The organism is Lachnospiraceae bacterium oral taxon 500, assembly GCA_002999035.1.
Taxonomy (GTDB): Bacteria; Bacillota; Clostridia; order Lachnospirales; family Vallitaleaceae; genus W11650.
On the sequence record CP027241.1, the window covers coordinates 2,989,104 to 3,001,559 of the forward strand.

A 12,456-nucleotide genomic window follows, 5' to 3' on the forward strand; every position below is an offset into this window, starting at 1 on the left:
CTTTCCCGATTTTGTGCTCTCAAGTCCATGTCCTTCTGTCATCGTTTCCGCTTCTTACGCCCACCGGCCGCCGCTCTTTCACTTGCTGAAAAGCCGACGCTGGCGGGCTCAGCCGAAGTATAAATATTTCCTTTTCCGAAAAAACAAGGCCGCCCACAGCAGGCGGCCTGATCATAGAAAAGCTTATTTCTTACGACTATCAACAAATTCCTGACAAAGCTTAACATATTCGTCCACCTTCAACTTTTCCAAAGTTTTCAGGTGTGCTTCCCAGCCTTTTTCATCAATTCCGTCAACGATGGAGGTGGCAACAAACTTATTCAGATAATTGTCAATATCCGTCAGCAAAAGTCCCCGCCGCTCCGAGTTTTCCTTGGAAGAAAAGCCGGCCGGTAAAGATTTTACGCCATAGCCTTTTTCAATTACCATTTGATTTAACTGCGGCTTTAATTTTTTCGGCTGATTGGAGTAAATGATATCCTGATAAGACAAGTCCATATAGGACGGCGATTTACCCGAGAAAGACTGCATTCTCCGCAGTTCTTCGCGGTTGTTGGCGCCTTTGGCTTTTTGAATTTCCGGATCATTTAACAACTCAATCATACCTTCATGTCCTTCGGCATCTTTCCACATTTCGCCTTTGACACCGCGGTTCCAGTTCAAGACCGTTTCCACATCCTTGTTGCAGTAGTCATACCATCTGACCAGTGCACCCGGATTTTTACAGGTCTTACAGATACTGAAGCCGTCCACATGCTCGATATTATTCAGGCCAACGGTGATATTGCCAGTTTTATCGGCCAACAGCAGCGGCAGCCAGTTTCTGGTCTTATCCTGCTTATCATAAGTAATAACAACACCGTATTTATCTACTTCCTCAGCCAGTTTGGCTTTGTACTGATCCGAGCTTTGGGTAAAGCATTCGGAATCAATCAAGCCCTCTTCGTACAGCTCATGGAAAAACTTCAGTGCTTCAAAATATTCATCCTGTTTAGCGGCAAACTTAACTTCGCCGTCTTTGGTCATAACATGCGAACCGCTTTCAAATACGCCAAAGGCTGCCAAAGCGTTCTCCATACCGTCGCCCCAACCCCAGATTCCGCGGAAAGTCATCGGCACTTCATCCGTCGTATCGCCGTTGCCGTTCGGGTCGCCGTTTTTAAACGCTTCCAATACTTCCTTTAATTCGGCTGCGTTTTTCGGCGCTTCCTTACCAACGGCTTTCAGCCAGTTCTCATTGATAAACATCTGCGAGTCAATCGCATTCCAATAGGTTTCGTCACCGGTCGGCAAGCTGTAGATATGTCCGTCCGGAGCCTTTAAGATTTCCCAGTATTCCGGCCGGGAATTAAAGAACTTGACAATATTCGGAGCAATTTCTTCGGTTAAAAACTCATCCAACGGATACAGTTGGGTATATTTTTCCTCAACGGAAATATCGCCCAAAATCGCATCCGGCAGCGCATTCGTGCTGAACAGGATATTGATTTTTTCTTTCCAGCTGGAACCGGCTACTTCAATAAAGTTGGTATTAACATTGGTGTCTTCAATTCCTTTTTTAACCACTTCTTTATCATTGGCTGCTACCACCGGCGACAGCTGCTCAACATAAATATCAAAGGTTTCCTTTTCATTTAAAATCGGATAACCGCTGTGATTAAACTTGGCCATCACATCGTCACCGGCCGGCGTTTCCGCTTTTTCCTCGGTTTTACCTTCCGGCTTTGTTTCTTCCTGTTTGTTTGTCTGCTCTTGCGATTTTTCTTCTTTACCGGTCGGTTTTTGCTCTCCGCATCCGGTCAAAGCGCTGCCTGCTAAAATCAAGGCAATCAGTACACTGAGTATCTTTTTCATGTTTATCCTCCCATTATGATTAGTTGCTGTTTTTTTATACTAAATTCTGCATTTCTACCAAACATCACCCCTCTTTTTTGATGATTTTGACTATAAACTTTTTAAAGTCATTTTAATAACTTGGCCTTATTATACATTCAAATTTTACAGTTGTCAATATCTGAAATATCAACCTCACAGAAAATCCGTTTTAAAGGGAACAGCCATTATACCTCATTTTCTTTGTCAATCCTTTTTCCTGTTTTCGGATATCCGCAAAAATTATAGCCCCTTGACAATTTGGGAAACCACTGTATAATAAAAATTGCAAGAATGAAATATGAGGACGGAACGGGCAGCCGTCGCCCTTGCTGGAGATGTAGGAGTGCCACCTACCATATTTTATTCACCTACAAACTGTTAAGGGGAAGATAGCTTTAAGTTATTCTTCTCTTTTTCGTTTTTTGCTGCAATAGGATACCATTGCTGCCAGCAAGTGGCTCTATATAAATAAGGCAAAAAAAGCCTGCAAAAGAAACCCGGAAAGGAATTATCATGGCATTAGACGGAATTGTACTTAACTATCTGACTCACGAATTAAAAGAAACATTGACCGGCAGTCAAATTTTAAAAATAAATCAACCGGAAAAAGATGAACTGAACCTGATTTTACGGCAAGACCGCCGGCAGTACCGGCTGCTGCTCAGTGCCGATGCCGGTATGCCCAGACTTTATCTGACGGCGGAAGCCAAGGAAAATCCGACTGCGCCCTCGGCCTTTGTCATGCTGCTGCGCAAATATCTGCAAAACGGCAAAATCATCGACATCAGCCAAGCCGGCAGCGAGCGTATCCTGACCTTTCATATCAGCCATTACAACGAAATGGGCGATTTGTCGGAAAAGCGTCTGCTGATTGAAATTATGGGCCGGCACAGCAATATCATTTTAATTGATGAAAATGACAAGGTGCTGGACAGTATCAAGCGTATCGGCGCTCATATCAGCTCGGTGCGGGAAGTTTATCCCGGCAGGCTTTATGTTCTGCCGCCGGCTCAAAATAAAGTCAGCCCCCAAAGCGTCGGCTCACTTTCTGATTTTACTGCACTTTTACAGGCAGCGAATGGCCACGCCCTGCAAGATAAAATCATGCACAGCTTCACCGGTTTCAGCCCGCTGCTGGCTGATTGGCTTTGCCGCGCCGGCGAGTGCGAGGGCAGCGCACTGTTTGACAGTCTGACGTCGGCTGATTTATCCAAACTTTATCAAAACTTTCAGGTTTTAAATGAAGAAATGGCTGCTCACAGCGGTCAGCCCTATGTCATCTTAAATGCCGATGGTCAATATCAGGATTTTCACACCAGTTTAGTGCTGCGGCCAAACGGCCGCTTCCTGCCCTTTGACACTCTGTCGGAACTGCTGGATATTTTTTTCGTAACCAAGGCCAAACAAAGCCGGATGCACCAGCGCAGCGCCGATCTGCGCAAACTCCTGCAAAATCTGCTGGAGCGCTGTGCCAAAAAACTGGATTTACAGGAGCAGCAGCTAAAAGACACCAAAAATATGGAAAAGTTTCAGCTCAAAGGCGAGCTGCTGATGGCTTATCAATACCAGCTGCCGGAAAAAGCCGAGAAAGTTACGGTTTTTAATTATCATACCAATCAGGAACAGGAACTGACCCTTGATCCGGCCAAAACCGTTCAGGAGAACGCCAAAGCCAGCTTTGAGAAATATAACAAAAAGAAGCGAACACAGGCTGCCGTCAGTGAGCAGCTGACGAAGACCCGACAGGAGTTGGCTCATTTAGAATCGATTGCCTACAGTGTGGAAAGTGCCGAAAACTTTGAGGATTTACAGGCCATCCGGCAGGAACTGCAAAACGCCGGCTATGTCAAAAAAAACAGCGGCAAAACCGCCGGCAAAAAAACGCCGAAAAAAGCTAAAATTATCGGCCTTGCACCCCATCACTACCTGTCTGACGAGGGCTTTCATTTTTATGTCGGCCGCAATAACGAGCAAAACGAGGAGTTGTCGCTCCGTTTCGCCGGCAATAATGACTGGTGGTTCCATGCCAAAGGCATCCCCGGCTCGCATGTGGTTGTCAAAACCGCCGGCCGGGAATTATCCGACCAGGCCTTTGAGCAGGCAGCCGCTCTGGCCGCCTATTACAGCAAGGGGCGGGAAAGCAGCAAGGTCGAGGTGGATTACACCAAAGCCAAAGAATTAAATAAACCCAACGGCTCGCCGCTGGGCTATGTTATTTATCATCAAAATTATTCGATGGTGATTGCGCCGGGAACAGCCGGACTGACTAAAGTCGAAAGCTAATCCCTGCCTGCCGGTCGTATCCGGTATAAACGCTTGCTTGCCTGTTATCGCTTTGTTACCTCTTAAGCCAAGCCACTGATAATTCGCTTTTAGCGAATTATCAGTGTGGCGCTCGCGCAAATAGGCAGTTATACTTGATACTTCCCTCGAGAGCAAGCTCTCCGGTCGTATCAAGTATAACTGCCTGCTTGCCTTAAGCGGTAAGCAACTTGTCAATGCGTGGATTACTCAGTTAAGCCCAGCATCTCCCGGGCGGTATCTTCCACTGCCTTGGAGATGTTTTTTCCGCCCAGCAGCCGCGCCAGTTCCTTGACTCTGGCCTCGCTGTCCAGCTCAATAATCTCGGTACGGGTATGATTTTGCACTTCTTCCTTATAAATCAAATAATGGGCATCCCCCAGCGCCACAATCTGCGGCAGGTGGCTGATGGCAAAAATTTGCTTGCCTGCGGCCAGCCGCTTCATCTGCTCACCGACCATGCCGGCGGTAATGCCGCTGATGCCGGTGTCAATCTCATCAAAAATCAAGCTGGGAATCTCGTCCACCGCTGCAAAAATCCCTTTCATCGCCAGCATAATCCGAGAAAGCTCACCCCCCGAAGCAATTTCCACCAAAGGCTTGAGTGCCTCGCCCTTGTTGGTGGAGATATAAAACGCGGCTTCGTCCCAGCCATCGGCCTGTACCTGCTTTTTCCGCTCTATTTTCACTTCAAACTGATTGTTATTAAAATTAAGCGCGCCCAGCCGCTCCTCCATCTCCCGTTTGAGCTGAGCCGCTGCCTTTTGCCGAACAGCCGTCAACTCGCCGGCTTTGGCCTGCATTTTTTGATCAATCTCCGCCATTTGCCGCTGCCGCCGCTGGCGGTTCTTAACAATATCCTCTAAAAAGGCCAGCCGCTCTGCTTTCTGCGGCAGTGCCGCCAAAATCTCCTCAATCGTATTGCCATGCTTGGCCTTCAGCGAATTGATTACATCCATTCGTTCTTCGGCTTCAAACAGCCTTTCCTCATAGCCGTCCATCGTATCCAAATACCGTTCGGCTTCTCGGGCTACATCATGCAAAATATCCTCAGCGCTTAACAGCTGCTCCCACAGGGACATCAGCCGCTCGTCATAATCCTTGACCCGCTGCAAACCGTAGGCGGCCTGTCCGACCTGATTGCGGCTGCCGTATTCCCCGGCGACCGCTTCCATCGCCGCCTGCAAAGCTTCCTGAATCTGCCGGCTGTTTTGCAGCACTTCCAGTTCCTGCTCCAGACTCTGATCCTCGCCCGGCTTTAAGTCCGCTTCTTCAATTTCTTTGATTTCAAACTGCAAAAAATCCACTTCCCTAAGCCTGGCTGATTCTTCCATATTCAGTTCCGCCAGCGCCTTTTCCGCTTCCCGTCTCTGTTTATCCAGCAGTCTTAATTCCTCTAACAGCGGTGTAATTTCCTTAGCAAAATACCGGTCAAGCATTAAAATATGATTTTTCACCTGCAAAAGCGACTGATGCTCTCGCTGCGAATGAATGTCCAATAGTCTGGCGCGCAGCTCTAAAGCCGCCGCTTTGGTTATCATCTGGCCATTGCAGCGAAAAACCGACCGGCCGCCGCTGACCTTGCGGCTGATAATCAGCTCCTGCTCTCCGGACAGCCCCAATTCCTCCAGACAGTCAAAAATGGCCGGACTCATCCCCTCCAGCGCAAAAACGCCCTCAATAAAAGAATCTTCCTCCCGTTTCAGGCTCTTGGCCATTTCACCGCCCAGCAAAGCATCAAGCGAACCAATAATCATGGACTTTCCGGCGCCCGTCTCACCCGATAACACATTCAGCCCCCGGCGAAACGGAATCTCGATATTATCAATCAAACCGATATTTTGAATATGTAAACTCACCAGCATTTCATTTCCTACCCTATATCAAATTCTTAATATCCTTTAGTACCTCTTCCGCCGTCTGCGGCGAATGGGTCGCACAAAAAATAGTATCGTCCCCGGCAATACAGCCGATGACATGGCGCAGTCCCAGCGCGTCAATCGCCGCCGCCACCGCCATCGCCATACCGCTTAAGGTCCGGATCACCACCAACTGACCGGCCGCTTCTCCAGTTTTATAGCCATGCTTTAAAATATTCCGGTATTTTTCATTACTGGCTTCCGGCACCGTTTCCGCCTGCGGCAGGCTGTATTTAACCCGGCCGCTGCCGTCCGCTGATTTAACCAGCTTCAACTCCCGTATATCGCGGGAAATCGTCGCCTGCGTAACCTGATACCCTTCTTTCAGCAAAAGCTGCACAATCTCATCCTGAGTTTCCACTTCCGCGTTCTTTATAATCTCCAACAGCCTTGATTGCCTTTGAAATTTCATTTGTACCTCCTTCCGGCGTTTTCGGCGCCGTCCCTATCTGCCAAACAAAGGCTCCGCCCTTGCTGTCTGACTGAAATATCTTGCTTTTTTACGAAAGGCAATTTGTCGTTACAGTTTAGGCAAGCAGATACCTCTGTATGATACTGCTCGAAAAAGCCTGCTTTCACAGGCCGTACCATGCATAACTATCCATTTGCTTAACGCACCGTACTCGTAATTTGCGGAAAGCGAATTACGAGCGGCTTGCCTGAACTGTCAAATTTATGCTGTTTCTGTTTTGCTTTCCGCTTGTTAAATGCTTTCATTTCTCCGACCTTCCTTTCGGATGATCTTACCCTCTTCATACTTTCTGGAAAAAATAAGATCGGGAAAGGAAACGCGAAAACTATAACTTGTCATTTAAAACCGAGAAAAAGTTGGTATTTTCCCGCCGAATCAAATTGGTTGTCCGCTCGGAACGAATAACCTGCACCCTCGTTCCCGGCGAAATCGGAATCATCTCGCTCCCGTCCAGCGTTACAAAAAAATCGTCCAAACCGTGCAGCCGGTCAAATTCCAGTTCAATCACATCCGTCGCCGACAAGACCAGCGGCCGGGCCGACAAGGAATGCGGACAAATCGGCGTGACCGCAATGTTTTCGCAATGCGGCAGGATAATCGGCCCGCCGGCCGATAAATTATAGGCCGTAGAACCGGTCGGTGTCGATAAAATAACTCCGTCCGCCCGATAATGTCCGGCCAGATTGCCGTTAATCCGCAGGGTATACGCCATCATCCGGGAAATATCATGTCTTTTGAGTACCACCTCATTTAAGACCGAACCGTAAAAGCGCTTCTCTCCGGCTTCAAGCCCATAGGCGCTCAACATCATCCGCTTTTCTATTGTATAGCGGCCGTTAAATATTTCCGTCAAAGCAGAAAACGCACAACTTTCCTCCGTTTCCGCCAAAAAACCCAGATGCCCCAAATTGATGCCCAGCACCGGCAAAGCTCTGGCTGCCGCTTCTTTCGCCACATTAATAATCGTTCCGTCGCCACCCAGTGTAATAATCAGTTCCTGCCCGGCAATGTTTTCGGCACTGACCCGATGCACACTGCTGACATTTTTGCCTTGCCCTGTCAACCATTCCTTTAAGATCCCGGTAAACCTTTCCTCCGGGTCTTTCTGCACATTGGTTACAATTAAAATATTCTGATATGCCATTATTCTACCATTTCATGGGATTTTTCCACCACATTTTCAATATTGATCTCCGGTTCGTCTCTCTCCTGTGCTGACGGTTCCGCCGCTTCCTCGACTGCCGGCCGCCCGGCCTGGCCATCTATTTCCTCCACCCCTCCTTCCGATTTTTGATTTTTAATATGCAGCAGATATTCTATATTCCCGGCCGGTCCCTTAATCGGGGAAAAATCCAAACCAAGTACCGCAAATTGTCTTGCCCGCATTTCCCGAACAATCCATTCAATTACTTCCTGATGCACCTTTTTATCCCGCACCACACCGTTTTTGCCGACTTTTTCCCGCCCGGCCTCAAACTGCGGCTTAATCAGGCAAACCATTTCTCCGCCGTATTTTAGACGGGTCTGGGCGGCATCAATAATCTTGGTCAAAGAAATAAACGATACGTCTACGCTGGCAAAATCTACCGGCTCCGGTACCTGCTCCGCCGTCAGATAGCGGACATTGGTCTTTTCCAGAACAATCACCCGCTCATCCTGCCGCAAACTCCAAGCCAGCTGTCCATAACCGACGTCAATGCTATATACCCGCTTTGCTCCATGCTGCAGCATGCAATCGGTAAAGCCGCCGGTTGATGCGCCGATATCCATGCAGGTTTTACCCGTCAAATCAATGCCAAACTCGGTCAATGCCTTCAGCAGCTTGTAACCGCCCCGGCTGACAAACGGCTCCGGCTCGCCCCTCAGCCGAATCTCCTGATCCGCCGGCACCATCGCACCGGCTTTTTCTTCTCTTTCTCCGGCCACCAAAACTTTACCCGCCATAATCAGCGCCTTGGCCTTTTCCCGGGAAGCCGCCAGCCCTCTCTCCACCAGCAGGATATCTAATCTTTCTTTTTTCATTGCTTTTGTTTCCTATCTATTTTACAGTTCTGCTTTCCCATCGCCAAAACTTGCTTTCGCCGCCGTCCCCAAAATATATTTGTTTCCGGCCGGCCGCGCCAAAAGCTATCGTTTTGCGGCGGCAAGCAGCAAAAACTCCTCTTTCGCTGTCAAGCCCGTTTTCAATTTCAAAAACAGCTGTTCCCATTCCATCCGTTCCTTTGCAATCCGCCCAAACAAGAAGTAAATAAGACAACTTCTCAACTTCTTTGAAAAAAGTTTAAAAACCGACCGATTTGAAAGACAATAAAATTGGCATGCCGCATGGCAATCTCCTTGGCCACCGCCTTGCCGCCGACCGTCACCGCCGCAATCACCGCCGACAGCAAAATCTCCGATGTCCGTAGCCAAAAGCGGTCTTCCATCGCCAGCTTAACAATAATCGCCGCCGCCGCACTACCGGAAATAATCCCGGCAATATCGCCAACCACATCATTACAGAAATTAGCTACGCTGCCGGCATTGCGAATAATTTGAATACTTTCTTTGGAGCCCCTGACATGCGAAGCCGCCATCGAATGAAACGGAATCTCATCGGCCGCCGTGACCGCAATGCCCAGCAGGTCAAAAAAGATACCGATCGATATAATCAGCAACAAAATCAAGAGCGCCGCCGTCACCGATACGCTTTCCATAAAAGCAGTCGAAAAATATGCCATCGCTGCCGCAATTCCAAATGTCGCCGCCGTAATAAAAGCAATCCACTTATAATTTACTTTTCGCTTTACTTTATTTCTAAACTTTACTCTGTTTTTTCTGCCCAAATCAAACCCTTTTTCTTATGCTCTTTGCTGTCGCTGCGCCGGCTTCGCCGCTGGCGTACTTATCCGATGCCCGCCTCCCGTGCCGCGGCCGAAAGGTTTCAGCACTTATCCGCGGCTTGCTTTTCCCTTAAAACACTTGTCCGACAGACTTAGTTATGAGCATCTTCCTGATTAATGGTATCCGCTTTTTTTAATGGAAAGTAAGACAGCCCGGATGATAAATTTTACGACATATGGTCCTGCAGGTTTTCCCAAAATCTTACTTTTTTGTCGCCAAAAAAGCGGTTTCCCATTAAAAGACCTCCGGAGCAGTTGCCACGCTCCGCGCAAGATCGCCAAATAAGTCGTACCGTAATCCCATCCGCGCCTCAAGTGAACAGTCTAGGGGCTTTCCCCGGCAATTCCTCTACTTCCTAGTCTTTTTTGCAAACGATCGTTTCAAGGGACAATCCTTTCGCCTATTTGGCCAAATATTTGAAAGATGCAATCCCTATCCCCGAAAGCTCACGCAAGACAGGCTACGCTGCCCACAGCTTTCGCCGCAAGACAGGTTCCACGCGATTTTGCAGGCAAGTCCTGTTAAAAAAAGTCAAGTCCCCCGCAAATATCAGTCTCCACGAGAAGCGGGTCAACGCCTGCATGCCATTGCAGATCGCCCGAATCTCTTAACTCCCGCCATCAGCCCGCAACTGGGCGTCACCAGCCAATAGCAGGAACTTCATCGATATGCCCTTTACGGATTTTTAGCCCCGTCTTCGGAAATAAAGCAATCGACTAGAATACTGCGTCTTACTCCAAAATAATTATACTACGCATGGGAAAATAATACAACTAAAACCTCACTTTTCCTCCGGTTCAGACAAGAAAACAGTTATACCTGACAGGCCCCATCGGCATGTCAAGTATAACTGTCCGTTTACTTAATGCATACACTAGTAATTCGTTGAGATGGGAGTTTGACACTTCTTTTTTTAGCGGCTTAATGTAGCTTCTTTATTTAAGCCATTTGGGGCTTATTTTTCGTCAAATTTTATGATTTTTATAGTGCTATTTTGTACGCTTTGTGGTATAATAAAGAAAACCAATTTTTTACAGGAGAAAAGCATTATGTATGTATCTATTACTGGAAATAAAGGCAATCAGGACGTCTACATCAAGCAGTCTTACCATCAAGCTGAATATTCATTCTTGTAACCATATTTTATTTAACCCACTACAAAACGGTGGTAATCGTTTTAAGGCTCTTTTTCTTTCCTCAGCTTATCCTTTACCTAAATCATATTTAGAAGCAAAATAGAGTGCTTACACCGTCTTTTAAGCATATCTTAAAGATGATCTCTTATCATATATTCTTCAATCGTCGGAGCTTTGCTTCTATCATTTGTTTTCTTTCGCAATTCTTCCTCATCTTTCTCATACCAGTGAAGCAAGGTTGCATAATGGTCTTGATAGGTCTTTCCACTGCTTTGCATATACCTTGATAGCTTTTCAACCATTGTGTTTGTATGGCTTTTTAACTTTTCCTTTAGCCTTTGATATTTGACATAAAGGTAATATTCCTTTTTATCCATTGTGTAATCCTCCTTTTTCTGATCTCTGATTTCGTTTTTTGAGCATAAAAAAGGAGGACTTCTACACTTTGGCGTAAATAGTCCTCTTTCAAAAATTATGATTTTTGGTTTTTCAGCAAAAAATCAGTGAAAAATCACTCGTTATTTCATTCCATATAGCTTCTTTATTTTTTATTGGTGATATATTACCTCCCGTCGTTTGTGTTACTACCTAAAGTAAGATTCCTTTCAGAAAAGATTTTTTTTGCAACGAATGTAGCATTTAAGACTTTTGGAAAACCCACATACGGAATGCACTGAATAAATGTCTCAATAATTTTTTCCGGAGATATTCCCACATTTAAAGATCCATTAATATGAACTTCTAATTGTGGTTCGCACCCTCCTAATGTCAATAAACTTGTGATAGTTATTATTTCTCTTTCTTGCAAAGAAAGTCCTTGTCTACTATAAATATCTCCAAATGCAAATTCGATAATATATTCTCCTAAATCTGGAGCAATATCTTTTAATGTTTGTATAACTTTTTCGCCACTCACACCATCAATTTCTTGTAATTGTTCTAAACCTATTTCAAATCGTTTACTTTTCACTTGAATTCACCTCCTTTTTTCTTTTATAATATAACTATACTACTTAAACTTTGGTTTAAGTCAAGTTCTTTTACTTATGAATTTTAAAAATTAGGAAAGGAGTCATCTGCAATGAAAATAGGCGAAATTGCAAATAAAACAAATCTTCCAGCAAGTACCCTTCGTTACTACGAAAAAAAAGGATTACTCAAAGTAGATAGAGACAAAAATGGTAGGAGATATTATAAAGAAAGCGATATAGAGTGGATAAAATTTATAAGACGGCTGAAAGAAACAGGAATGCTTATCAAAGATATTCGACATTATTCCGAGTTACGATATGTTGGCTTGATTACAATGCCTGAACGATTACAAATTCTCCAATTACACAGGAATTATGTTTTAGAACAGCAACTAAAATGGACTGAGTATCTTCAAAATTTAGATGATAAAATTGAGTTCTATCAGCAATCTATTAAAAATATGACAAAACATAACTTGTAATTCGATAAGATCTGTTACATTGAGTGCGTGAAAAAAGAAGTCTATAATTAGGCTTCTTTTTTCATTAGCTCTTTATATTCACTTAATCCTGTATGTTTTCCGCTCTCTCCTTTCGCTTTGAATGTGGACTTGATTTTCCTTGAAGTATCCCTTGCATGCCACTCATTCATAATTCCGCTGATTCCGTCATCGGTAAAATGAACGATGTTCTCCAAATGATTTTTCTTTGCGTATTCTTCCAAGATTTTCTTCTGATTGACAATCGAATTGCTCTCGCCTTGCAGTTCGTCATCTCGGCTTAACCTCTCATACAAGGCGGTTATTTTCTCATAACTTCTCACGATTACCTCCTTTCGCGGGGATTCTTCAATAAAAAAAGAATTAAGCAAAACATCTTTTACTCAAATAGTGATGAAG

11 protein-coding genes are annotated in these 12,456 nt (G+C 45.5%); 2 read left to right on the plus strand and 9 right to left on the minus strand.

What is annotated here, in order from left to right; genetic code table 11:
• Positions 1–183: 183 nt before the first annotated feature.
• Positions 184–1,854 (minus strand): sugar ABC transporter substrate-binding protein, encoded by a 1,671-nt coding sequence (locus C3V36_13635; protein AVM70199.1) that lies wholly within the window; start codon positions 1,852–1,854, stop codon positions 184–186.
• 534 nt (positions 1,855–2,388) lie between these two features.
• Here C3V36_13635 and C3V36_13640 point away from each other — a divergent pair.
• Positions 2,389–4,158 carry a hypothetical protein gene (locus C3V36_13640; protein AVM70200.1) on the plus strand — a complete coding sequence of 590 codons (1,770 nt, stop codon included), beginning with the start codon at positions 2,389–2,391 and terminating at the stop codon, positions 4,156–4,158.
• A gap of 224 nt (positions 4,159–4,382) precedes the next feature.
• Here the strand turns inward: C3V36_13640 and recN are convergent, their stop codons facing one another.
• The 7 genes from recN to C3V36_13675 form a co-directional block, all read right to left on the minus strand.
• Positions 4,383–6,041, minus strand: coding sequence for a DNA repair protein RecN (gene recN, locus C3V36_13645; protein AVM70201.1), 1,659 nt, complete (start codon positions 6,039–6,041; stop codon positions 4,383–4,385).
• A gap of 13 nt (positions 6,042–6,054) precedes the next feature.
• Positions 6,055–6,507 carry an arginine repressor gene (argR, locus tag C3V36_13650; GenBank protein ID AVM70202.1) on the minus strand — a complete coding sequence of 151 codons (453 nt, stop codon included), beginning with the start codon at positions 6,505–6,507 and terminating at the stop codon, positions 6,055–6,057.
• A 385-nt stretch (positions 6,508–6,892) separates the two neighbouring features.
• Positions 6,893–7,711, minus strand: coding sequence for a hypothetical protein (locus tag C3V36_13655; protein AVM70203.1), 819 nt, complete (start codon positions 7,709–7,711; stop codon positions 6,893–6,895).
• Positions 7,711–8,589: a TlyA family rRNA (cytidine-2'-O)-methyltransferase gene (locus C3V36_13660; GenBank protein ID AVM70204.1), complete on the minus strand. Its 879-nt coding sequence runs from the start codon at positions 8,587–8,589 to the stop codon at positions 7,711–7,713. Before C3V36_13660 ends, C3V36_13655 begins: the two co-directional genes overlap by 1 nt.
• 239 nt (positions 8,590–8,828) lie before the next feature.
• Positions 8,829–9,392 carry a hypothetical protein gene (locus C3V36_13665; protein ID AVM70205.1) on the minus strand — a complete coding sequence of 188 codons (564 nt, stop codon included), beginning with the start codon at positions 9,390–9,392 and terminating at the stop codon, positions 8,829–8,831.
• Positions 9,393–10,717: 1,325 nt separating this feature from the next.
• The gene (locus C3V36_13670) at positions 10,718–10,963 is read right to left on the minus strand and encodes a hypothetical protein (protein AVM70206.1); all 246 of its coding nucleotides are present in this window, start codon (positions 10,961–10,963) and stop codon (positions 10,718–10,720) included.
• Positions 10,964–11,148: 185 nt separating this feature from the next.
• A complete protein-coding gene (locus C3V36_13675; GenBank protein AVM70207.1) occupies positions 11,149–11,562 on the minus strand; it encodes a carboxymuconolactone decarboxylase in 414 nt (137 codons plus the stop codon).
• Positions 11,563–11,667: 105 nt separating this feature from the next.
• On the opposite strand from C3V36_13675, the gene C3V36_13680 reads away from it, so the two are divergent.
• Entirely contained in the window at positions 11,668–12,039 is a 372-nt protein-coding gene (locus C3V36_13680) for a MerR family transcriptional regulator (GenBank protein ID AVM70208.1), read from the plus strand.
• A 47-nt stretch (positions 12,040–12,086) separates the two neighbouring features.
• Here C3V36_13680 and C3V36_13685 read toward each other — a convergent pair whose 3' ends face one another.
• Complete coding sequence (locus tag C3V36_13685) at positions 12,087–12,380, minus strand: hypothetical protein (GenBank protein AVM70209.1); 294 nt, start codon at positions 12,378–12,380, stop codon at positions 12,087–12,089.
• Positions 12,381–12,456: the final 76 nt, after the last annotated feature.